Origin of the sequence: Enterococcus sp. DIV0167, assembly GCF_050541555.1 — a bacterium.
Lineage (GTDB): Bacteria > Bacillota > Bacilli > Lactobacillales > Enterococcaceae > Enterococcus > Enterococcus faecalis.
The window spans coordinates 2,582,149-2,606,161 of sequence record NZ_CP172933.1; the positions used below are offsets into that span (position 1 = coordinate 2,582,149).

Below are 24,013 nucleotides of genomic sequence, written 5' to 3' on the forward strand. Positions count from 1 at the left end.
CACCTCCATACTATCTTTTTGTTAATTCATATCTTGTAGTTTTTTGATAAACTAAAATCAATTATCAATATGCCTACTTGCATATTTGTGCATACACACAATTTTATTCTAATGTTTGTCGCGAAAGGTGTCAACTTAAAAAAGCCCTTTCTTTTGGAAAGGGCAGCAAATATTAGACAACGTCACATTTTTAGGTTTCCGCCGTCACGAATTGTTTAAATTTTAGAACAAACGCCGCATAGTCTGCTGTTTGACTAAGCTGCTTGATGTGGATGGGTTCGGACATGGACAACAGTCTATTTAACAATTTAGTTCTAAACAAAAAAAGACAACACCTGTCCTGTTCAGTAAGTGTTGTCCTTCTTCTTAACGAGTCGTATTCACTCGTTATTTATTCATCTAAGGGTAGTTCTTCTTGACCTTCTGCTTCTTCTGTAATGGTTGAACCGTCACCGATGCCATATGCATCACGGACCAATTTAGACACTTCTGCCATCATTTCAGGATGATCCGCCATGTATTGTTTGGCATTTTCACGGCCTTGGCCAATTCGTTCTTCTTTGTAGCCATACCAAGCACCACTTTTACTGATAAGGTCTTTTTCCACAGCCATATCTAGTAATTCGCCTTCTTGGGAAATCCCTTGGCCATACATGATATCAACTTCTGCCACTTTAAATGGTGGCGCCACTTTGTTTTTAACGACTTTAATTTTTGTGCGGTTACCGACGATGTCTGTTCCTTGTTTTAACTGCTCTGCACGACGGACTTCTAGACGAACCGTTGCGTAGAATTTCAATGCACGTCCACCAGGAGTTGTTTCAGGATTTCCGAACATCACGCCAACTTTTTCACGAATTTGGTTAATGAAAATAGCAATTGTTTTTGTCTTATTAATTGAGCCTGATAATTTACGTAGTGCTTGAGACATTAGTCGAGCTTGTAAGCCGACATGGCTCGCTCCCATCTCACCATCAATCTCTGCACGAGGAACTAACGCAGCAACCGAGTCGATGACAACGATGTCAATCGCACCACTTGAAACTAAGGCATCGGCAATCTCTAAGCCTTGCTCACCCGTATCTGGTTGAGATAAAAGTAATTCATCAATGTTAACGCCTAGTTTCTCCGCATATTGAGGATCCAATGCATGCTCAGCATCGATAAAAGCGGCTGTTCCACCATTTCGTTGCACTTCTGCAATTGCGTGTAAAGAAACAGTTGTTTTACCTGAACTCTCAGGACCATATACTTCAATAATTCGGCCACGTGGATACCCACCTACGCCCAATGCAACATCTAACGCTAAAGAACCACTAGGGATAGTTGAAATTTTTTGATCAGCTTTTTCGCCTAATTTCATAATAGAGCCTTTCCCAAAGTTCTTTTCAATTTTTTTCAGTGCGGCATCTAAAGCCACTTTACGATCATCTGCCAATGGATAATCCTCCTTTAATTTATATAAACTTATTTTTCATTTCCTGTTAGTAGGTCTATCATATCTCTTTTGTACCAAAAAAGCAAGAAAAAACCGAACAAACATTCGCATATTTATTTTTTATTAATGATTCGGCGCCGCAAAAGATCTAACCCTCGCATAACCGCACTCTGTCTAATATAATTTCGGTCACGGTTAAAATGGAAACATTCTGCAACGGTTGGTTGGCCTTCTTCCGCCAGCCCAATCCAAACAGTGCCTGTCGGTTGACCTTCGAGTGGGTCACCAGCGACCCCAGTAAATGATAAGCCATAGTTAGATTTAGCTAACTGACGCGCTTTCTCTGCCATTTCTTTGGCACACGCTTCACTTACCGTGCCATGCTCTTCTAAAAGTTCATGAGAAATTCCTAAAAAGTTCTCTTTTGTTTCTTGCGAATACGTCACGAAGCCTCCCTTAAAAATCTTCGAAACGCCCGCAATTTCCCCCAATGTACTTTGGAATAGGCCAGCGGTGAGGCTCTCAGCAGCCGTGACGGTTTGTCTGTTTTGTAATAACAAATCCACTGTTACCTTGGCTAAACTATTGTCATCCCCATACCCATAAAAATAGTCTCCCACTTTAGCTAAAATCTTTTCTTCCGTCGCTGTTAATAATTCTTCGCCAGCTACTAAGTCTTTTGTTTTAACTGTTAAACGAAGTGTCACTTCATTAGGCTTAGCATAAGGCGCAATGGTTGGATTCGTTTGGTGCGCAATCAACGATTGAATCTCGGTCACCAGCTGTGATTCACCAATGCCATAAAAACGCAAGACTCTTGAAATCAATTGTTCTTCTTGTGGAAACGCATCAATCAATAAAGGTCGTGCCGCTTGTTGGAACATCGGAATTAATTCATTGGGCGGCCCTGGTAAGAGCAAATAGCTTGTTGTGCCTTCTGTTACGAAAGAACCAACCGCTAATCCTGTCGGGTTTTGAAGAACTTGTCCACCTTCAATGGCTAACACTTGTCGTAAATTATTTTCCGTCATTGGCCGCTTAGACTGTTGGAAAAACTGGTGCAAGCGGTTCAATCCTTCTTGATCTTCTACTAATGATTTATGGAGATGTTGTGCAACAACTTGCTTGGTTAAATCGTCTTCTGTAGGTCCTAGCCCTCCACAAAGGACAATTAAATCACTTCTTTTTTCTGCTTCTGTTAGTAGCGTTTCTAAGCGGCCGCCGTTATCGCCAACAACGGTCTGATAGTAAACATCGATGCCTAGCGCAGCTAACTCTTCTGATAAAAAGGTGGCGTTGGTATTCACTACTTGTCCCAGTAATAACTCTGTTCCGACTGCAATGATTTCTGCTTTCATTGATTTCCCCTTCTCTAATAACATACGTAGTTAAACTCACTTTCCATTTTAGCACAACAAAATTTTTACAAAAGAATTTGAGCTTCAGGAAATAATTTTTTTATCAGGAAATTTATTAATTATTACGAAAAAAATGTTCATTTTCTCACAATCCGTTGTATAATAACGTTATATCGAAAGGAGAGAAATGAATGAGTGTAGTAGTAGGACTTTTGGGTCTATTAGGGTTACTTGTCAGCGGGGGACTGACTATCAAAGCATTAATTAAGAAACAACCGAAAAAACAATATGGCTATGCCGCATTAGCAAGTGCCGCTCTATTTATTGGTGGGGTTGCCACGACAGATTCTTCCCCAACGCTTTCACTTGATGCAGAGAGTGTTGAAACCGATGCCAATGGCTCAGCCACCATCAAAGGCGAATACGATGGCAGCAGCAAACTAACGGCCAATGGCAAGGAAGTAAAAACGAAAGACAAAACGTTTGCTTACAAAGTAAAACTGTCCGATGAAAAAACGCAAAAAATCACTTTTGTTGCTGAGAAGAAAGATACCAAAGTTGAAAAATCAGTCGAAGTCACACCGTCAAAAGAATTTATTGCGAGCATCACAGATTCTGAGCAAGAATTGGCCAAAACAGAAAAAGCCTTAGCTTACGCTGAAAAACAACCTTCTCAGAAAAACTATGATGAAGCCGCAACCTTAGTATCTTCATTAAGTCAAGAATACGAGGAATACAATGATCGCCTTGAAAAAATCAAAGAAGCAGTACCTGTTGATAAAGCAGTTACAACTGCTGAAAAGTCCAAAAGTAAAAGCGATTATCAAGCAGCTGAAAAATTAGTAGCTGCTGCCCCAGTTGGCAAAGAAGGATTTCAACAACGATTAACGACTGTTCAAACCGCTATCGCTGAAAAAGAAAAAAATGAACAATTAGTCGCCAGTGCGACAGCCGCTGTTGAAAAAGCTGAACAAGAACCAACCAATGAAGCTTACTATAATGAAGCGATCAAACAAATTGATGCTTTAAACTCCCCAAATCAAGCTTTAACAAAACGGGTAGCCGTTGTTAAAACTCAATTAGATGCCCACAAAGAAAAACAACGAAAAGAAGCAGAAGCTCAAAAACTAGCTGCTGAAAAAGCGCAAAAAGAACAAGCCGAAGCGGCAGCAAAAGCGCAAGCTGAAGCAGAGGCGCAACAAGCCGCACAGGCACCAGCGGAAGTCGAGACGGCTGCTGCGGAAGCACCAAGCGGTAACGCCTTAATTAAAGGGTCACGTAATGGAATTTATCATGTGCCTGGAAGTAGATATTATAATAGAACCACTAATCCAGTGGCTTGGTTCTCTACTGTTGAAGAAGCAGAAGCAGCAGGATACCGAGCACCCAAACAGTAAATACATTAGCAATAATTAATCAAACAAGAAAATGGGGCCTCCGTTGTTTTAACGGAGGCCCCATTTTTCTTGTTTCTTTTATTGATACACACTAATTCGTTGATTTGGGTGTGCATTACTTTCCACTTCATCTAACATGGCAACGGCGTAGTCTGCGTAACTAATGTAGCTGTCACCTTGACTATTGGTTGTTAATTCTTCGCCAGCGATTTCATAATGGCCTGTCGCAGGACCATCAGCATCAAACATGGCTGCAGGACTAATATAGGTCCAGTGGATGTTTTGAGCTTCTTTCAATAAGTTTAAAGCTTCGCCCATCGCCGAAGCTAATGGCTGAATTTCTGCTGGGAATGATGGTGTATCTTTTAATTGAGTTGTGTGTTCTGGGTCCACATACAAGGTTCCAGCGCCCCCAACGACAAACAAGCGCGTTTTTTGATTGGTTAAAATCTCAATCAAATGCTGGGTAGATTTGGGGAAATCTTGCACATTAGGGAATCCTAAGGCACTAATTAATACATCAAACGCTTGAATATCTTCTGTTGTTAATTGATAAACATCTTTTTCAATGGTCGGTGTGCCATCTGTTATTTTTGAGGAATTACGAACGATGGCTGTCACGTCCATCCCGCGACGTTTAGCTTCTGCTAAAAGTAATTGTCCTTCTTTTCCTGTTGCTCCTAATACTGCTACTTTCATGTAAATCATCCTTTCATTTTTAAATAGAACTAAAATAGTTACATTTGACACTTTAAAAGTAGAGAGATTACTTATCTCTCTTAACTTCTATTTCATGAATCACATCTGCTAAGGTGATGCTTTTCAATTCTTCTTCCATTTTTTGTTGCACTTTAGTAAATTCAGTTTCTAGTACCGATTGGATATTTGCCCCAACGGAACAGTTTGGATTAGGATTCTGATGAATATTGAAAATCTCTCGTTCCAATTCAACCGCTGTATAAATTTCATACAGTGAGATCTCTTCTGGTTTCTTTAATAAGGTATTTTTATTGGCTCCACGCATGGAATGAATCAAGCCGGCTTTTTTTAACTGGCTCATTAGTCGTCGAACAACGACTGGATTCGTATTCACGCTCGAAGCAATGTATTCAGAAGTCACTTGTTCTTGAGGACCTGTTTCAATCAAACTTAAAATATGAATCGCAACACTTAATTTCGTTGACATGGCCATGTCTAATCACTCCAAACTAAATGTAACGTTATTTGTTACATTTACAGAATACGCTGTTTCGTTTTATTTGTCAATGAGAAACCTCTGACTATTCAAAATAAAAATCATTTGTTGAAACAACACGGGCCCCAAACGGCATTAACGCTAATTTCGCCAATTTAAAGGATTGTTGCCCAAACGGAATACCGATGATTGTCAGACAAAGCAACAAGCCACTAATACAATGCCCAATTGCTAATGGTAGTCCACTGATAATCAGCCAAATAATGTTTACCACCAAAGATACGCCGCTATCACTATACACGACTCGCTTTTTAAACGGCCAAAAGCTCAACCCCGCTAATTTAAAACATTGTAAACCAATCGGAATACCAATGATTGTAATACACCAAATCACGCCTGCGAATAGCCAAGATAAGCCACCAAAAAAGCCGCCAAAGATGAACCATAAAATATTGCCAAGTGTTTTCATTCTTGTTCCTCTACTTTCCTCATTAAAAATTATGTATGTGAGTAAGTATACCATGAAAGCTTCTTTTTGTTTCAAACAATATTGTAAGGTCGCTGACTCGTTAAAAGACGAAGACGCTATTTCATGATACAATGAAGAAACTAACGATAAAGGAGCAGACTTCATGGACTTACATTTAACCGTTGATCTAAAAAAAACAAAGACACTCATTGATTTAGCCGATCAGGCCCACTTAATCATTGAACAAACAACTAAATTACCGAAAAAAGAGGCAGCGATTCTTTTCTTGCTAAGAGATAACCAACTAGTTGCTTTAGGACTTGCTGAAGAAAAAGCTACATATAAAGAAGTTTCTTTTGATCACTCGATTTTATTGAAACCGACTTGGGACACAGAACTTGCCTATTTAGCGCAAGCTTTCCTAGATGATGCGAAAGAAAGTGGTTTAACATTGGAAGCAACCCCAACGACAGTCAAAATTCCGAAAAGTGCGGTAGCGACAGTGACTAACTATAAAGAAACAGTCACCTTTATCTTGGAACGTTTTGGCTATTCTCTGTTTAAAAAACCGGCGCCGAAAAAAGCCAGACCAGCCAAAGCACGCCACAAATGGACAAAAGAAGTTAGCCAAATTCCTTTTTATATTGATACTCGACAAAGCAAAGCAACTGTTTTTTGGCAAAAGCGCAATGAAATGCTTATTAAAGCTGGCGCGACAATGATGCCAGAAGCCCCTTTAAATAAAGACGGGTCTGTCGGTTTCTCCGCTAGATTTGGTGAAAAACTTCGTGATGAACGCAAGGGCCAATTTAAAGACTTTGTCACAACGGAAGATATCATCTTAAAAAGCGTTAATGAAGTCGGCTTGTTTCTCTATTTTGCTGGAACAAACAGCTGGTTAGAGCTAGTTGATGAGAACGGCAAAACCTTAAATGAATGGACTGTGGTGGAATAAACCTTATAAAAAATGTCGCACCTGATTTTTATGATTCAGGCGCGACACTTTTTTAATTTAAATAACTTTTTGCTATCGCTTGATACTTATCAATCATATCTAAATAATTATCAATTTCGACATATTCGTCGACTTGGTGTGCAGTAGTGGTCACACCTGGTCCAAAGACAACGCAATCAAATGTATTGTCTGATTTAGTAAATTCAGCTAAGTCTGTGGTCCCAGCGCTTGTCACTAATGGTAATGGTTGATCAAATTGGGCTTGAATGGCTTGAATTAACGCAGAATCTTTCTCAGCTTTTACAGGAATTTTATTGTAATCAATCGTTAATTCTAACTGATGTTTTTCTTTTTTGTTCAATTCATCGACAATTTTTTGTAATAATGCAATGACTTGGTCGTTGCTGAATTCTGGAATTGAACGGATATTCCCTTGCAAGGCTGCTTGACCTGGAATACTGTTCACTTGTGTGCCACCTTTAATGACGGTTACATTGTGAATCGTTCGACCCAATTCAGGATTTTCATAGTTTGCTGTGACTTCCGCCATTTGTTGGTTTGCTTCTGTAATAAATTCGTTCAAATTATTAATCGCGTTAATGCCTTCTTCTGGCATCGAACTGTGGGCTTCTTTTCCGTGTGACACAACAGAATAGTTAATTGAACCCATGTGCGCATACATCAAGTTATAATTGGTTGGTTCTCCAATGACTAAGGCACTTAAATCATCCGCATAGCCTTTTTCAGTTAATTGGCCAGCACCTAGCTCACCGACTTCTTCACCAACTGTACCTAAAAATTTAACCGCTCCATTTAATGGAACTTCCTTTTCTTTTAATTCAATCATTGCTAAAACCATTGCGACTAAGCCGCTTTTCATGTCCGTTGCGCCACGGCCATACAATTTATTTCCTTCAATATGGGCCGCAAATGGCGGGAAAGTCCATTGACTTTCGTCCCCTTCAGAAACCACGTCCATGTGGCCACTAAACCCTAAGACTTTTTCTCGGTTTTCACCTAAATAAGCAACCAAACTACTACGATTTGGTGCATAAGAAACAAGTTCAGAAGGGATCTCATATTTTTTCAAAAGATTTTGTAAATAGATTGCCACTTCTTCTTCGTTTCCATTTACAGATTTAATTTTAACCACATCTTGTAAAATACTAATTTTTTCTGATTTTTCCATTGCCATTCGCCCTTTCTTGTTATGCTTAATTCTAGTGTACGCTTCTCTCAGTAAAACCGCAACTGACTTGGTTAGGTCAGCAAAAAACACGCGACAGTTTTAAGAAATGTCGCGTGTTTTTTGCTGAGTTTATTTTAAATAATTAGGCGCTGCCAATTCATTCTCAATGACTTGATTAGGAATCACAAATTCAGGGGTGCCCATATAGTAAGGCGCAATCTCTCCTTGAGGAAACACAATCACTAATTGGTGTTTTTCATTGATATAGAAAGGTTGGTCCTTTTTAATTTTTTTGAAGGGTTGAACATCACTGGGGGCATCCTCTTTTTCGGACCAGTATATTTTATTGCTATCGTTCTTCATTTGGTCTGCTATTTGTTGTTTAATTTCACTACTAATGACATCAATGTAAAAATCATTTTTAAAAATTAAGGGGAGTGAAACGACAACATTGGCTCGTTTGTCGATGGTGTCATATTTCGTTGTCGTCGCAGAACTGCCTTTAATTTCTGTGAAGGTTCGCTTGACCACTAGGAAGCGACGGTCGTCCACAACTTTTTCATAATTTCCAGTGACTGAAACACGAGAACCATCAAACAATTGCCCTTTGACTTGTTGAAATTCTGTTTGGGCTTCTTTCAAGTATTTTTTGTTGAGCGTGTCGGCTACTGAAGATTCTTGGGATGTTTGGATTTTAGGGACATCGATGTTTACTTCACTTTCCTGTTTTTTCGCTGTCAACGTTTTGATGGTGACTAATTGAACAATTTTATCTAACACAGGAATGTTGCGGGCTGCTTCACTAAAACCTGGAAACAAATTGACTGATAAGACAAAGCCACAAGCCACCACTACACTACTTTGCAGTGAGCGGTTTCTAAAACGAAGCCAGGTGTACCGCTTTTTCTCTTTATGAAAACGCGCTTTGACTTCCGCTTGTAGATCCGTTGGCAACGGTTGTTGGCGGTATTCTTTTGAAAAGTTTTTAACAACACTTTTTACAAAATCTTCCATTATTTTTTCGCTTCCTTTCTTTTACTAATTCAATAGACTTCGGAGTTCATTCAAACTGCGGTACATCTTCGTTTTAATCGTGTTTTCGTTAATATCCAGGATCAAGGCGATTTCTTTTAGCGTAAATCCTTCAAAAAATTTTAATAGAATAATTTCACGATTGGGACTATCTAATTGATTAATAATTTCTTCAATTTCTAAAAAACTGCGTTGGGGATTATTTAAAAGGGCTAACACATGTTCATCTTTTTCAATATGAACAGCTTCTCGTTTCTTTTTACGCCAATAATCTGTCGCTACAGAAAGCAGAATTCGAAAGAACCACGCGTCAAAATCCTTAATATCGGGTCCTTTTTGGATGGCCTTCAGTGCCTTTTCAAAGCTTTCTTGAATCACATCCAAGGCATCTTCTTTCGAATGTGTATAGTTAAAGGCAATGCGATACATTTTTTCATATTTGGTATCCACAAGCGTTTCTAACGCGCGAATTTGTTTTTTTCTTTTCCAACCATCGAAAACCATCGATTTCTGGAACCTCCTTTCCTGTACACTTATATAGACGAATCACAAGCATAAAAAGTTTCAACTTTTTTATTATTTTTAATTTTTATATTCTAAAAGAAAAAGCGCGGTACAAAAATCACTTTGGATTTTTGCTCCACGCTCAAAATCTGATAAACGGCGGGAACAGAACCAGCTCCTTCGGAAATAAGCCGAAATTATCCAAAAATTAAAGAACAATTTCTGGAAATTTCTTCTTATTTCTCGGAGCTAAGCGGTGCTGTCCCGACCTTGTTTTCTTCTCCCGAGTGCGGTCTTAGTGCACTCAGCGTTTTAATAAAATGCGACCAATCAACAGGACGTGGTGGCGCTAGCCAAATAATTTGAGTAATCTCAGGCCAATCGACAAAATGAATATCCGATAAAATTAATTGTACACTTTCATCTACATGTGCTTTGAAAATGATATTCCATTCCGTAATTTTTTCAATATTTTTTTGTATCATACGATTATAGGCTTCACCAAAGGAAAAGTCGACACACAATGTAATCGGAGCCAAAACTTTTTTCAATGGTAACGCATCCACCATTAACAACAGATACCGATAAAATAAAAACTGTCTGGCATCCCAAACAGCGGGATTCGTTTTTTGTTCTTGAATAAATTGTCGACTAGCAGAAAAATACTCTGTATACGTTTCTGCAAAGTAGGTTATATCCATTTTGCGATAACTATAGTTTGCTTCTATTGGAAAATGGAACAATTTAAAATGTACGATTGTTACTTTTTGTTCAAAACCTTGCAGGACTTCCTCGGAAAGCTGAAATTGTATTTTTAAATAGCTTAACAAGTCACGATTCAATTGTTGAATTTCTGCAAATCTTTGGCAAAGTGCTGCTGAAGCTACTTGAAGCCACTCTTCAGCAATTAAAAATAAGAGTAAATAATTGCCTTCGTTTGTTCGTTGTGGTTCTGGGATTTGAAGACTCTCTAACCAATTGAAAACATTCTGCTGATTGTCACCGGCTAATTGTTTTAACACTTGCGAATCTACTTTTTTCTCTACATAAAACTGTTGCTGCGTTCGTACTAAAGAAACCGCCAAAAAATGAAAACATTTAGCTTGTGCATAGCCCGCACGCTGATTAAGATGAACCTTCTCAGAAAAAAATAGCTCAAAGTTCCGAATCTGCTCTAAAACTTTTTTACCGTACAATGAAAAATCACGTTGGTATAATTGTAAAAAAACCAGTGTTGTTACTTCGCGTAAATTGGTTTCATTTCCCACCAAGTGAAATTCTTTATTAATTGTAATTTGATAATTTTCCAGCATTTTCTTTAATTCCTTGAACTCCTTATAAGCCAATGTGTGACTAACAAAGTGTTCTAACGCAAACTCATTTACAGAATCAAAACGCTGAAAAAAGAAATCTTGAAACATAGCAAAACGTAACGACTCTTTAATATAGCAATCAATCAAAGTAGCAGAAGTTTCCGTTCCTGATTCATTAAGCGTTAAGAAAATACCATCGCTCACAATTTGAAAATCCTCTGATAAACCAAATTCAATAAAATCAGCATTTAATTCAGCGACCGTTTTGTTCACGATAAATTCAGATAATTCTAACTCCTGCATTACGGTTTCTTTTGACTCTGTTAACATCGGTGCATTTTCCAGTAACTGAAATAAGGCGATTTTTCTTTTATCCACTTTATTTAAAAACATCATCAATATCATAGACTTCTCTCACATCCATTTTTTTCCCATACAATCCATTTCCTGAAAGAAAGTACCCAACCGCTGCTAAATAGCTTTCAGATTCTTCATCGCCGCCTGCACCAAGTCCGTTAGGAAAGACAAAATCTTTATTCACTTGTAGGGGATGAGCCGTTGTTTCTTTTGTTTGTTTCTTTTTTTCTTTTGACATTGCCGGTTTCTCCACAGGTTTGTCTTTTTTCTTGGGTGAAGGCTTTTTTTCTTCAGAAGGAACCGTAGTTTTTTGATCTTCCTGAGGGGTTGGCGCAGGTTGTTCCGGTTCTGACTTTTCCTGAGGGGTGATTGATTCTGGTTTTGGTTGAATTTCTTCCGTTGGTTCTAAGGGATTATAAATAGGTGTCGCCAATGTTTGAATTGGTTCTATTTCGACAGCCGTAAAAATTAGCAAAGAACTAAATAAAAAAAGATACTTTTTTCTCATGGCTTCTCACTCTCTCTACCTCTACTTTATGGGAAGCAATTCCTTGTAAAAGTACCTTTACTTTTACAAGGAAAACCCTTTTTGTCAATAGATAGCCCTTTTTATTGCTCAGATTGTTGTTCTTCCTCTTTTTTCTTTTTACGATACAAGAAGAAAATCAATAAGAGCAGCGCTAGAATGATGAATGCAATCAGTAGATACAACCACCAATTGGTTCCTTTAATGGTTACGTCTTTTTCATTTAATTCTTTAGCAACGTCCCCAGAAATAGTAAATTCTTTTGTAAATTCCCATTTGTACAGGTACCGTTCTTCACCATTGGCGCCTTTGACTTGATAGGTGCCCTTTTCATCTTTTACACCATAGGCCGTTGATTTCAAGACATATTTCCCTGGCGTTAATCGTTCCCCTTTTAAAGAAATTGGGTAACTAAAGTTAGAGTTTGGCGCCACTTGCATATCCTCAGTATCGGATTGGTAAAGCGTTTCGCCTCCTTTTGAAACAGTGTTGATTAAATGTAATTGGTTTAAGTAGGCCGCTTGTGGGTTTTGTAAAGAAACATTGATGACGTTTCGCGCGTTGACTTGGCCTGGTTTAACCCCCAGTAATTTTAAATCTGGTTGAACCTTTGTCTCATTTTGCTGAAGAATAATAGCCACAACATAGGAGTATTCATTATTAATAGCTAACCCTTTTGATTGATCCGCAGAAGTCGTGGTTTCTTTCTTTTTCTCTTTGAGTGTTATGCCGCCAGCCATCACGCCATCAAAAGAATCTTTAGGCATCGTGATGGTTAAAGGTAAGGTCTTTTGGGAATGCTTCGGCAAGATGATTTCTTTCGGTGTTTCCACATAATCTTTTAAGTTAAAGCGTAAAGTTTTGTCAGGTTTGATCCCGTTTTGGCCATATTCTACTACGCCATTTAAATTTGTTGTCGCTGAGTTCACCGTATTTTCAATGATAATGTCTTCATCTGTATCATTGCGTAACTGAATTTCTACGGTTTGTTTGGCACCAGGCGCCATTTTTAAGTCAAAGTAGGTTTTTGATTTATCCACTTGATTTTCGGGAATTGTTGGTGTGACCGCAAAATTAAATTCAGAAGCGTGCGCCTCCACGCCAATCCAGCCAAATAACATACAAGCGATTACCGTTGCATATACTTTCCATCTGTTCATATTCATTCTCCTATGTCTGTCATTCTTTGTTGTATTATAAGCACCAAAAGACCGAAAGATAAGCCAAAAATTTTTGACTTATATCCCGATCTTGCGTGTATGCTGTCGTTCTTAGTTTCCTGTGTTAGCAGGTGTATCTGTCAAAGTCCAAGTAAAAGTTGTCGTGTATTTTTTCGCATATTTTGTGGTTGAACCAGGTACTTCTAATGAAATACTTGTTTTAGCAGCATCTACACTATCGCCCCAGCTCATTAAGTACGTACCCGCACCTTCTTTATCGCCAGCAGCCATGACCACTGATTCAGCCCCAGTTGGGTTTAATTCAATCGTAGCTGGCGCTGTCGTTGGTTTTGCAGATTGTGAAGCTGAAACCACGCGTCCGTTGCTTAAAGTTACTTTGGCCGCTGTTAGTTCTTGGTTGGCTTCAGTTTTGAATTGACCATTTTGTTTTACTTTTAACGTCCAACCTGTTTCAGTCCCACGATTATCTGAGACTTGAACAAAGTTTGGGCCTTCTTGGTCGGCACCAGCGTTATCTTTGTATTTTTGTGTTTCTGCATAGTAGGTCATATTTTTTGAGGTAATCGTTTGTTCCCCAAAAGATAAGCTAGATGCATAGTCAATGGATAACGGACCTGCTGTCCCTGGCTTAGGCCCTGTCGGATCAGTTGGATCAACTGGCGTAATTGGTTTATCCGGATCTGGATTCGTCGGATCAACTGGATTCGTTGGGTTCGTATTTGGTGCAAATTGAATCGCTCCGTTTGTTTGGTATTCACCACCGTCGACTGCTAATGCACTCATTGGTACAAGTGCCAATGCGCCTAAAGTTGTGGTTGCCATCAATGTCATTACTTTTGTCTTTTTCATTTATTTCCCTCCATTATTTACTGGTACATCTGAAAGTAGCCAAGTCAAAGTTGTTTTATATTGTACTGCATCCTTAGGGGTTTTCCCGGGAACAGTTAGTGAGATTGCCCGTGTGATTGTGGCATTTACTTGCTGTCCTTGTTGATTTTTTTCGGTCACTTTTTCTGCTTGCCCCCACAGCGTGATCCACGTTCCAGCGCCGGTCTTTTCTGGGGCTTGCATGACAACAGTTTCTGCGCCCGCAGCATCTAATTGAATGTTTGCGGTAGCAGTTGGCGGCAATACGTCCGTCGCATTTGAGCGCACACTGGGCTCAGTAAAGGCGACGGTGGCGCCTGTTAATTCTTTGTGTAATGTTTCTGCATTACGAAATTGACCATTTTGTTTCACTTTTAAAACCCAGCCAGCATTGGTTCCCCGTAAATCACTTACTTGTACATAATTAGCAGTTGCCAATTCACTTGCTGAACCATCTGGATTTTTATAGGTTTGCGCTCTGGCAAAATACGTTTGATCCTTATTCGATATCTCATTACTTCCAAAATCCAAACTTGAGGCATAATCGATGGAAAGTGGCCCAGGTGTGCCTGGATTAGGTCCATCAGGATTCGTTGGATCGACTGGTCGAACTGGTTTTTCTGGATCGGGATTTTCTGGATTTACTGGATCCGTCCCATCTGTGCTTGGGGTAAAAACAATCGACTGTTCGCTATCAAAAACGACCGTCGCCGCTTCAGCAGGAACAGTGGCGCCAAGCAACATTGTTCCGAATAACAAGGAGTAGACGACTGTTTTTTTCATTTACTTAGCCTCCAACATTCGTTGGTACAGATTTCAATGTCCATGTTAAGGTCGTACGATATTCTTTTGCTAATTTAATCGCTTTACCTGGGACATTTAATTTCACGGCAGTAGCACCTTCTGTCGCATCTTTCCCAAAACGATAGACCCAAGTCCCCATTCCTTTACCATCTTCTGCTTTGACTAATTCTACTTCTGTTCCAGGAACAAAGGTATGTGCTGCTGTTGGTGTTGGCGCGTATGCGGCATCAACAATCGATGTCACACCTGCATTGGCAATCGACAAAGCGGCCCCCACTAATTCTTCATTTTGGGCTGTTTTGAATTGCGCATTTTGTACAGCGCTTAACGTCCAGCCTTCTTGTGTCCCACGTTTATCCGTTACCTGAACATAGTTGGGACCTGTTGTTCCATCTTTAAATGTTTGAATTTGTGCGTAATAATCTTTCGTATCGGAAGTGATTTTTTGGGCGCCAAATTGAAAGCTTGAAGCATAGTCAATTGATAAGGGGCCTGCAGTTCCTGGTTTTGGTCCAGTTGGGTCAGTTGGATCTTCTGGTTCAACTTTTTCATCTGGATTGGTTGGGTTAACTGGCTTCGTTGGATCTGTATCTGGTTCAAATGTAATGGCGCCATTACTTGTATAGTTCACGTTAATGTCTTCCGCAAATGCTTGTTGTGTCGCTAAGACACCGCTAAATCCTACAATCCCTACTACTGCTAATACTGTTTTTTTCATCTTCTCTTCTCCTTTTAATAAATAATATGCCTATAGTGATAAGGCTGATTCCCAAATAAATAAATGGTGCTTGATTGGTGGTACCTGTCGCTGGTAATCTTCCTTGTCGCGACCCATATACGCCAGAAGAAAGGACGGATGAAGCGCCTCCGTCAGCTGGCTTGGTGGGTTCGGTCGTTGTGGAAGAATTACTAGTCGCTGTTGTCGACTCTTCTGTGGGATATTCATACGTTCCATAAAAGGAGACAACACCACTATTTTCATAAGCTGCTTCCCCAAACGCAGTGTCTGAATGACAGAAGCTGAAAAGACCTAAAAAACAACTAAGCAAAAGGTATTTTTTCATCTCACTTCTCTCCTCCTTGTTATGGTGCCATGACTAATGACCATGACAATGTCCCTTTGAATTCGCCAACTTTTTGTTTCTCGACTGGCACAGATAGTTTAAGTCCCCGTTGGTTTGCCGCACCCCAACCTTGGTTAATTGTATAACTACCTGAACCGGAGCCTTCATTTTCTGTAACAACCGTATCTCCTTTATTGAGTAAAAATTCTCCTTTGTCTGTAACCAATGACAAATCTTCCAATTGATCTGTGCCGTTCGTTAAGGGATTCGTTACCTGAACATTCAGTTTCCAAGGCGTGCTTTCTGTCCCGCGTGTGTCTTGAACGACTAAATCATCTGAAAGAGTTGGCCAGTAAACTTCTGGCTTGGCAGAAATTTTTTGTTTGCCAAAATCAATTGTTTTAGGTACTTTTTCTAACGTTAATTCACCTGAAATAGACACATTGACTTTTTTATTTAACGTTTCACCAGCTTCTGTAAATTGATAATTGGCTGGCACTGTTTTGGCTAATTCTTCTGGTTTCGCTTGCTGAATGGCTTGGAAGGTTGCGGCATCAAGACTTGGTGTTTGATTGGCCCGACCATCTGCGAAAATCACCGTTGCTTGTGTCCATTGTGCCAACTCGTCTGAATTCGTTAAGCCATTTGCTTCTTTTAATTTCAAATGCGCACTTGTCGCATACAAGGCAAACGAACGATCTTTGGCAAGGACACTTTCATTTTTCACAACAACTAAATGAACCGTTTTGTTTTGCAAATTATCCCCTGACGTCCCTGCTTCTAATTGAATATCATGTGTCCGCGATACAGTTTTTTCTGCTAACGGCGCTTGAATTTGTGGTAAATCCGTCTCTTTTAATGAGGTTTTGAAAAACGGCCGACCTTTTGCGCCAAGCATTTCTATTACTTTATCGACAGTCGTTAGTTGCGCTGCCTCATCTTCTGTGACAATCACCGATTGCCCCGAAAGTTCCACTTTATTTGAAAATTGAACTTTCACCTGATAACTGTAGTTCATATTCGTCGCTTTCCATGAAAGCGGGGTGGTATCTTTTTGCTCTGGAATTTGCTCTATCGCGCTCCCAACTTCACTAGATTTAACCGTTCCTTGGTGCAACCAAGAACCTGTTACTTCGTCAGGAAGGAAGCTTAGGGTTGGTGTTAAAGCACTTGAGGTCGGAATCATCAAACGTCCTTTTTGAACTTTTTGTCCAGCTACTTCGGTGCCCCACGCTTGTAAGGTTAACGGCGCATTGCCAGCTTTGACCTCTTTTACATCATGAGAAATAGTACCTGCACCTGCCACAATCCCAGGCGTTTCCACTTCGTAATCGATGATGGAGCCAGGAATTGCTATTCCATAGCCATTGGCGCCCTTGCTCACATCGTTATCGCCAATAAATGTTTTTCCAGTCGCTTTTTCAATCCCATGAAACGTTGTTGGCGTAAGTTTTATAGCATTATTGACCGTTGGATTAATCGTCAAGACCTGATAGGCTTTGACATTTCCAAACCAAGTCCCTGTGCTATCCACCAAAGCAGTTGTATCTGTCGTTGGTTTAATCCATAAAAGTTCATCTTTTGTTGGATCGACAGCTTCAAAATCCGCAATGTTTACTTTACCTGTACCAGGAATTGTTTCTAATGTTGCATGATCCTGAACCGTTAGTTTGCTAGCTGAAATTAAATTGGCCGTGTTGGTGATCCCAATTCCAGCGTTTTTAGATAGATGAATTGATCCGAATTCATTGTAAGTCGTACTGTGGTTCGCGGCAGTAGCAGAAACGCCATTTTTGATGTTCCCACCATTAGCCATTAATTTAATGCCATTAGTGACATTCAATTCCGTAAAGTTGACAACGCCTAAGCCTGTCGCATTTAGTGGTTCTGTTTGATAGTTATTGGTGCCGTCAACGTTAGTCCCAAAGTTAAAGGCCACTTTATTTGAACTAGCATTCACAATTGCATTAGTGAAATTATCTGTTGATGAACCACCGGATAAACCGTTAATACTAACTGCACCTTGAACATTTGCGGTAACATCACGTAAGATTTTTCCGCCACTGATATTGGAATACTGTGTCGCATATAAATTTCCAATACTAGAACCCGCTGCTTGAATATTCATTGTAATCTTGCCGTTCTTGGTATACGCAGCATTGGTTCCACCATCACCGTAAATGCTGGCCCCATTTAAAGATTCCACACCTGTTTTAGTGAAAATATTTAAAGTAATTGTGTTTGATTCATCCGTTCCTAGTGTCGTATTTTGACCATAGGGCCGACCACCAGTAATGTAGGTATTACCAGGCAACTTAAACTCTCCGTTGTAATTTCTTAAATCAATTAAGAGTTTGGCATTTCCAAGAAGTGAGCCCGCATTGGTAATCCCACCTGAAAAACCGTTCGCGCCTGTCCGAGGAGTTCCTGAGAAATTTCCTCCGTAGATGCGATTGTCTGAATTACCAGTAATTGTATGGCCACCGCTTGCTCCATAAGAAGCGCCCATCGAAGCATTAATTACTCCTTCATAAACCGTTACACCGACATTCCCAACATTTTTGGCATCATTCCAGCCACCGCCTGAAAGAAACCAATCGACTTGACCATTATTAACGATTGTTTGACCGTTTCCATAAACTCGAGCTGCTTGATAGCCTGTTCCTTCTAATGTGTCAGCAATCCCGCCATTCAATGTGTTAGAAGTATTGCCTTCAACGACACCTGAAAAAGAGCCACCATATGTCCAGCGAGCAATGGTATTATTTAAAACAGTCTTAGTATCTCCTTTTATATAGATATCCCAAGTATCATTACTAGCAGGATAGCCGCCGCCACCAACAATATCCCAACCTGAATTATTACCACGACTTTTATTGGTCGTTGAATAATCTAAGCTTGTCGGTTTTGCGCCTGAATAAGCCATACCATCGCCACCTAAAGACCCATCACCATTCGCTGTTCCCACTTCAATTGTTGTATTTCCTTCGATATAACCGCCGCGGCCAGCTGCAGTTGAGTAAATTGCACCATTATTAAACGAACCGCTGACTAATTTAGAAGAAATATTTCCGAAAACTTTAAAAGCTGCTGCCGATTTGGCTAATTCTGCTCTTTGCTGTGGTGTATAAGCATCATACGTTGCTTCATTTGAGGCCCCAATTTGACTCTTGTTAAATTTCGAAACATTGTTACCAGCACCGCCGTTAAAATCATTAATACCACCAGCGGTATTCGTTCCTGCTGTAACCACATTCGTAATATCTCCGATGATCGTTCCAGAATATTGGTTGCCTCCTTCAAAATCTGCACGACCCGCACTATACAACTGTGTATTTAAATTTGTAGTAATTCCATCAGTCACACGATTCGTTCCTATATCGCCGCGGGAAGAGCCACCAATAAAACGTTGTCCCGCTGTATACCAACGGCCATATCCAGAAATATCGTTTGTTACTTTTCCACCAATATTTCCGTATTGAACACCGCCATAATACGTACTTAATTGGAAACCTGTAGCAGCATTCGTAATCGCAACCTTTGTTGAGACGTTACCAGTAACATTCGCTGTGTTGGTTGCGTTGGTCCCATAACCGCCCCCATAAATTGAAGCAATTCTGCCACCAGAATCATTGACAACCAATGAAGTATTCCCAGTCACTGTCCCAATATTGGCGCCCCCACTTAATGTATTTAGTCCGCTCCGTGTATTGTTAATAACAATCGTAGGATTTCCAGCTAAATTACCACCATTTTGGTTTCCGCCATAGAAATTCCATGTCCCTGTACCTGTACTATTTACTGTTAAAGTTGGGTTTCCTGAAACATCTCCTGTATCCGTTCCACCGTATACGGTCAGACCGTTTCCACTAGAGCCGCCATTCAAGTTCAAACTGTAACCATTTAAATACATATTCGTACCTGTATAGTTTAGATTTCTCAAAGTGATGTTTGAGCCAAAATAGATATTTTGATTAAATCCTAACGTCTTAGAACCCGTTGGCGCCGTTTGATCCATACTAATCGGATCCGCGCTGTTTCCAGTAATCACTAAATGATTGACCTTGCCTTGCAAGGCGTAAAAGGTCATATTACTTGCCGTAACGGTGTCAGGAATCACTTTAGCGGTGGTCGCCGCACTCGTCGTAATATTGTTTCCTATATAAAGAGTGAAATCGCCATTGTTCCCCTGTTGATACAAATCAAACAAGGCTTCTTTCAAGCCAGCCTCTGTCGATGCATATTCTTTGTACGCTGCTCCATCTCCTGCAGGACTTGGCACAACAATCACTTTTGTTTTATCCGCAGGGTCAATTGTGTCCGCAATGGACTGATCAACTGAAACAGCTCTGGCCATGCGTGTCAGTTTCTGTTTAAAGACAGCCGTAAGTTGTGTATCTTCTGAAAACTCTAATTGAAGAAGTTCTTCATTTGTATATGTTTTGCCTTGATAAGACCAGCCAACGAAAGTCGCATTTTCCTCACTATTCGCCCATTTTGGTAATTCTTCTGTCCGAAGTGGCTGATTTTTTTCTTTTACCACTTGATAACTTTTGGCATCATTTAGAAACAAAGCTTGATCCGTTGTTTCAAAGGTCAACGTGATTTGCTTCTGCTCTTCGCTTGGTTTTGTTTCTGTGGAAGAGGTGGTTACTTTTTCTGTGATAGCACTAGATTCCGTCATTGATGACTGTTCTATAGAATGTGCGCTGCTTTCTTTTGTTGCTTCACTTGTACTGGTTTCTGCTGTTTTTGGCTGTGTCTGCGTACGTTCTGTTTGTTGCTCCCCTTCAATCGCCCACGCTGAAACAGATAAAAATGGTTGTACAAGTAAACAAGTTGCCAATAAAACAGCGATTTTCTTTTTCATTAACTTCATCACTCCTCCCTCGAAGTAAACTTTCCACAACCAACCTATGGCTCATAGTATACGAAGTTTTCTTCTGATTTTTTTAAAGATATTTTCTTAATTTCAAAAAAAAAATTTATTTTTTAATTTTCTTTTTGTTAACTAAACGAATTTTTTGCTGTTTTTTGTAAGATAAAATGTTAATTTGTTCACAAAAATAACAAAAACGTTGTTTTTAACATTAAAATTAACAAACGAGTTCGTAGTATAGCACGGATTTTTTCTCATGTAAACATCATTAAATAAACATTTTTGTTTAATTTATACATATTTCCCAGCTAAAAAAATGACAAAAATAAATAAACAGAGGCCTTAGAAATATTTCTAAGGCCTCTGTTTATTTATACGTATTCACAAACTGGAGTGTTTCTTGGTAACATTGTTTAGCTTCTTTTGTTTGATAGTCGAACTGATATTCATGGGTGATCGTTGCTTTCTTATCTTTGAAAAAGAGAGCTGAAACTGGAACATTTAAAGTTTTTAACCGCTGAACCAAGGCTAGTCCTTGTTCTTGGAATGAAAAGCTATTGCCATCTGTTAGATACGTCGGGGGAAATTCTTTGGTGACTTTATCCACTAAACTCACTTCTTGCAGTTCTGCACTCGTCTGCCAGTCTTTAGTGCCGAGCAAGGACCAAGCCACTGTTTTAACGAAAAATTTCATAAAACGATTATCACTTTGTTGGTTGACCATTTGTTTCAAATCCACCGGACCACAATACGAGAGTGTGCCTTTTAAATGGTTAGCTGGCAACGCTGCAGTCATCCCTAGTTCTTTGGCATAGTTGGCATTGGTTTGAACTGTTGCATATTGTAGAGCAATCTGTGCACCCGCACTGTCCCCGCCAATAAAAAGCTTAGATAAATCTAACATGGGATACGCTTGTTTCTTTTCTAATAAAAATTGAACAAGTTCATTGACCTGCTGGAGCTGGCTTGGATAAGGTGCATCTGGTGCTAATTCATAATTCATTGAAATAAAGGCAACTGAGGAATCAGCCACTAAACGTGTCGCAAACTCTTTCATCCCAGACTTATCTCCTCCCACATAGCCACCACCATGGACCCATAAAACGACTGGTACCGCTTGTTTTGACGTTTGGGGATAATACAAATCAAAGGTATTCTTTTTTCTTGAAGAAGGGTATGTTTGATTTTCTTGCAATTGGACATTGGGTAATGCTTTATCATAGGAAGCTGAATCTTTTATTTCAACTTCACCTGCGAATAACTGGTTGATGACCCAAGCGCCTGGCTTAGGAGATAATTGAAAGGCGAGAAACACGCCTAAGCAAATAACCACAAGGATTCCTAACAACCAAAGGATAAAACGTACGATTTTTCTTTTCACTCTATTCACCTGCTTTAATTTGTAGCAAAATTATAGCATGTTTTTTAGCCAAAGCGTTTATTTTGAAACAGCTTTTTTAGAATTTGATGTACTTTTATCATTTGAAATGCTTTCTTAAAAGCTGTAAAATGAACAAAATGACTTTAACCTTTAGGAGGTTGCCAAATGAAAGCTCTGATTTCCATTGATTATACGAATGATTTTGTCGCCACAGACGGAAAACTAACCACTGGTGCCGCTGGGCAAGCCATTGAAACGGCCCTTGTTCAACAAACAAAGCACTATTTTGACAATGGCGATTTTGTGGTTTTTGCCATTGATGGGCATGACCCCCTAGATCGCTATCATCCTGAAAATAAACTTTTCCCGCCCCACAATGTCTTAGGAACTGACGGGCGTAATCTGTTTGGCTCGCTAGCTGATTTTTATCAAGCTCACAAAAATGAGGCAACCGTTTATTGGATGGACAAACGGCACTATTCTGCTTTTAGTGGCACGGATTTGGACATTCGGTTACGAGAACGAGGAATTACAGAGCTTTGTTTAACTGGTGTTTGTACAGATATTTGCGTGTTGCATACGGCTGTCGATGCCTATAATTTAGGCTATCAATTAATGATTCCCGAGCATGCCGTTGCTAGTTTTGATGAACAAGGACACGAATGGGCGTTACGCCACTTTAAACAAACTTTAGGAGCAACCATTCTATAAAAAGACTGGTCAATCCTTCCACGCGCCCTATCTATACTCAAAAAATCGTGTGAACAACACAAAAGAGCCTGGGACAAAAATCACTTTGGATTTTTGTCCCAGGCTTAAAAATTGATAAACGGCGGGAACAGAATAAGCAGAGACTGCTAGCTGATAGAAATTAGCTACTCATAAAAAAGTGAGGAAGCCCACTTTTTTATAGACCAATGACCGTTGCAAAGAAAGGAACCACTAAAACAGTAACTACACCAACCACTACGACAGAAATACTAGCCATAGCAGCCTCTGTTTCACCCATTTCCATGCCAACTGCCACACCTAGGGCATGTCCGGCCGCACCTAAAGCTAAACCTTTGGCGATTGGATTGTTAATCTTAAACCATTTCAATGCAATTCGACCCAAGGCATAGGTTAGTACACCATTGAAGATTACGGTAAACGCCGTAATAGAAGCAATGCCGCCAACAGTTTGAGAAATAGGTACGGCAATCGCTGTTGTAGCAGCTTGTGGTAAGATTGAGGCCACTAAATGATTATCCATGCCAATCACTTTTCCTGCAAAATAAACAGCCACTAACGAACCAAAAGAACCAATTGTTAACGCCGTTAAAATTTCTAACCAATAGTTTTTCAACACGTCTCTCTTTTTATATAAAGGAATCGCAAACGCTACTGTCGCAGGTTCTAGAAAGAAGCTGATATATTTGCCACCTTCATTGTATTGCTCGTAACTAATTCCTGTTACTTTTAAAACGACAACGCCTAAAATCATCGCAACGAATAATGGCGTAAATAAGAAGAAACCTTTGCTTTTTTTAAACAACCAAGTACCTATGCCAAATACAGCTAATGAAATAATAATACCAACATACGGATTCATGCGCGAACCTCTCCTTTCGCTTTCTTCGTTGCTGCGGGTTCTTTTTCTTTTCGAGCATCTTTCATATGCAATAAAAAGGCGCCCGTCCAACCAGTCGTTGCTAGTAACGCTAATGTTGCTACTAAAATAACAAAAACAATTTGAACGCCAAATTGTTGCATAATCCCTAAAGAATTAACTAAGGAAATCCCTGAAGGAACAAATAAAAATGTAATAACCGTTGATAAGCTATTACCTAGCCCTTCCACTTGCTCCAATTTAACAACTTTTGTACATAAACCAATGAACAATAACACCATGCCAATTACTGAAGCAGGCATTGGTATTGGGGAAATGAACGCCAAGCCGTTGGCGATTAACATAATAATGGCAAAAACTGCTGCTTGTTGTAAAAATGAATATACTTTCTTTTCCATTCTTCTTCGCTCCCTTTTGTCTGTTTTCTATGGGTTAAGTATATAAAGAAAACGTTTTTTTAAGGGCTTTTTTTCATGAAATGCCAGAATTTCTTCA

General features: G+C 39.6%; 22 protein-coding genes. 3 read left to right on the forward strand and 19 right to left on the reverse strand.

The window, feature by feature from the left end; translation table 11 throughout:
- Window positions 1-391 precede the first annotated feature (391 nt).
- On the reverse strand, window positions 392-1,438 hold the full coding sequence (gene recA, locus IGM09_RS12390) for a recombinase RecA (RefSeq protein ID WP_002354860.1): 1,047 nt from the start codon (window positions 1,436-1,438) through the stop codon (window positions 392-394).
- A 113-nt stretch (window positions 1,439-1,551) separates the two neighbouring features.
- Window positions 1,552-2,796, reverse strand: a complete 1,245-nt coding sequence (locus IGM09_RS12395; RefSeq protein WP_033625194.1) for a competence/damage-inducible protein A — start codon at window positions 2,794-2,796, stop codon at window positions 1,552-1,554.
- Window positions 2,797-2,987: 191 nt separating this feature from the next.
- On the opposite strand from IGM09_RS12395, the gene IGM09_RS12400 reads away from it, so the two are divergent.
- On the forward strand, window positions 2,988-4,193 hold the full coding sequence (locus IGM09_RS12400) for a hypothetical protein (protein WP_010776189.1): 1,206 nt from the start codon (window positions 2,988-2,990) through the stop codon (window positions 4,191-4,193).
- Between the two features lie 78 nt (window positions 4,194-4,271).
- Here the strand turns inward: IGM09_RS12400 and IGM09_RS12405 are convergent, their stop codons facing one another.
- The 3 genes from IGM09_RS12405 to IGM09_RS12415 form a co-directional block, all read right to left on the reverse strand.
- Window positions 4,272-4,901: an NAD(P)-dependent oxidoreductase gene (locus IGM09_RS12405; protein ID WP_016618615.1), complete on the reverse strand. Its 630-nt coding sequence runs from the start codon at window positions 4,899-4,901 to the stop codon at window positions 4,272-4,274.
- Between the two features lie 58 nt (window positions 4,902-4,959).
- Window positions 4,960-5,385: an Rrf2 family transcriptional regulator gene (locus IGM09_RS12410; RefSeq protein WP_002383201.1), complete on the reverse strand. Its 426-nt coding sequence runs from the start codon at window positions 5,383-5,385 to the stop codon at window positions 4,960-4,962.
- A gap of 88 nt (window positions 5,386-5,473) precedes the next feature.
- A complete protein-coding gene (locus tag IGM09_RS12415; RefSeq protein WP_002358999.1) occupies window positions 5,474-5,857 on the reverse strand; it encodes a YccF domain-containing protein in 384 nt (127 codons plus the stop codon).
- 163 nt (window positions 5,858-6,020) lie between these two features.
- Between IGM09_RS12415 and IGM09_RS12420 the strand changes: the two genes are divergently transcribed.
- Window positions 6,021-6,812 carry a hypothetical protein gene (locus IGM09_RS12420; protein ID WP_010713701.1) on the forward strand — a complete coding sequence of 264 codons (792 nt, stop codon included), beginning with the start codon at window positions 6,021-6,023 and terminating at the stop codon, window positions 6,810-6,812.
- 52 nt (window positions 6,813-6,864) lie between these two features.
- Here the strand turns inward: IGM09_RS12420 and IGM09_RS12425 are convergent, their stop codons facing one another.
- The 12 genes from IGM09_RS12425 to IGM09_RS12480 all read right to left on the reverse strand — a co-directional run bounded on the left by IGM09_RS12425 (window position 6,865) and on the right by IGM09_RS12480 (window position 21,909).
- A complete protein-coding gene (locus IGM09_RS12425) occupies window positions 6,865-8,001 on the reverse strand; it encodes an ArgE/DapE family deacylase (RefSeq protein ID WP_002367472.1) in 1,137 nt (378 codons plus the stop codon).
- A 129-nt stretch (window positions 8,002-8,130) separates the two neighbouring features.
- Window positions 8,131-9,015 (reverse strand): RsiV family protein, encoded by an 885-nt coding sequence (locus IGM09_RS12430; protein WP_033625195.1) that lies wholly within the window; start codon window positions 9,013-9,015, stop codon window positions 8,131-8,133.
- Window positions 9,016-9,039: 24 nt separating this feature from the next.
- Window positions 9,040-9,537 carry an RNA polymerase sigma factor gene (locus tag IGM09_RS12435; RefSeq protein ID WP_002360979.1) on the reverse strand — a complete coding sequence of 166 codons (498 nt, stop codon included), beginning with the start codon at window positions 9,535-9,537 and terminating at the stop codon, window positions 9,040-9,042.
- A gap of 236 nt (window positions 9,538-9,773) precedes the next feature.
- The gene (locus tag IGM09_RS12440) at window positions 9,774-11,255 is read right to left on the reverse strand and encodes a helix-turn-helix domain-containing protein (RefSeq protein WP_002378832.1); all 1,482 of its coding nucleotides are present in this window, start codon (window positions 11,253-11,255) and stop codon (window positions 9,774-9,776) included.
- Window positions 11,230-11,715 carry a hypothetical protein gene (locus tag IGM09_RS12445; protein ID WP_002372750.1) on the reverse strand — a complete coding sequence of 162 codons (486 nt, stop codon included), beginning with the start codon at window positions 11,713-11,715 and terminating at the stop codon, window positions 11,230-11,232. Before IGM09_RS12445 ends, IGM09_RS12440 begins: the two co-directional genes overlap by 26 nt.
- A gap of 101 nt (window positions 11,716-11,816) precedes the next feature.
- The gene (locus IGM09_RS12450; protein WP_033625197.1) at window positions 11,817-12,899 is read right to left on the reverse strand and encodes a DUF916 and DUF3324 domain-containing protein; all 1,083 of its coding nucleotides are present in this window, start codon (window positions 12,897-12,899) and stop codon (window positions 11,817-11,819) included.
- A gap of 105 nt (window positions 12,900-13,004) precedes the next feature.
- The gene (locus IGM09_RS12455) at window positions 13,005-13,763 is read right to left on the reverse strand and encodes a WxL domain-containing protein (RefSeq protein ID WP_002383195.1); all 759 of its coding nucleotides are present in this window, start codon (window positions 13,761-13,763) and stop codon (window positions 13,005-13,007) included.
- Window positions 13,764-14,564 (reverse strand): WxL domain-containing protein, encoded by an 801-nt coding sequence (locus IGM09_RS12460; RefSeq protein ID WP_002385162.1) that lies wholly within the window; start codon window positions 14,562-14,564, stop codon window positions 13,764-13,766.
- Between the two features lie 4 nt (window positions 14,565-14,568).
- Window positions 14,569-15,303 carry a WxL domain-containing protein gene (locus IGM09_RS12465; protein ID WP_002354838.1) on the reverse strand — a complete coding sequence of 245 codons (735 nt, stop codon included), beginning with the start codon at window positions 15,301-15,303 and terminating at the stop codon, window positions 14,569-14,571.
- Entirely contained in the window at window positions 15,260-15,649 is a 390-nt protein-coding gene (locus IGM09_RS12470; RefSeq protein WP_002354835.1) for an LPXTG cell wall anchor domain-containing protein, read from the reverse strand. The genes IGM09_RS12465 and IGM09_RS12470 overlap by 44 nt, the downstream gene beginning before the upstream one ends.
- 19 nt (window positions 15,650-15,668) lie before the next feature.
- Complete coding sequence (locus IGM09_RS12475) at window positions 15,669-20,528, reverse strand: hypothetical protein (RefSeq protein WP_033625199.1); 4,860 nt, start codon at window positions 20,526-20,528, stop codon at window positions 15,669-15,671.
- Between the two features lie 367 nt (window positions 20,529-20,895).
- Window positions 20,896-21,909, reverse strand: coding sequence for an alpha/beta hydrolase (locus tag IGM09_RS12480; protein WP_033625200.1), 1,014 nt, complete (start codon window positions 21,907-21,909; stop codon window positions 20,896-20,898).
- A 165-nt stretch (window positions 21,910-22,074) separates the two neighbouring features.
- On the opposite strand from IGM09_RS12480, the gene IGM09_RS12485 reads away from it, so the two are divergent.
- On the forward strand, window positions 22,075-22,620 hold the full coding sequence (locus IGM09_RS12485) for a cysteine hydrolase family protein (RefSeq protein ID WP_002372723.1): 546 nt from the start codon (window positions 22,075-22,077) through the stop codon (window positions 22,618-22,620).
- 196 nt (window positions 22,621-22,816) lie between these two features.
- On the opposite strand, the gene lrgB is transcribed toward IGM09_RS12485, so the two are convergent.
- Both lrgB and lrgA read right to left on the reverse strand, forming a co-directional pair.
- A complete protein-coding gene (lrgB, locus tag IGM09_RS12490; protein ID WP_002372721.1) occupies window positions 22,817-23,500 on the reverse strand; it encodes an antiholin-like protein LrgB in 684 nt (227 codons plus the stop codon).
- Entirely contained in the window at window positions 23,497-23,916 is a 420-nt protein-coding gene (lrgA, locus tag IGM09_RS12495; protein ID WP_002354829.1) for an antiholin-like murein hydrolase modulator LrgA, read from the reverse strand. The genes lrgB and lrgA overlap by 4 nt, the downstream gene beginning before the upstream one ends.
- Window positions 23,917-24,013 lie beyond the last annotated feature (97 nt).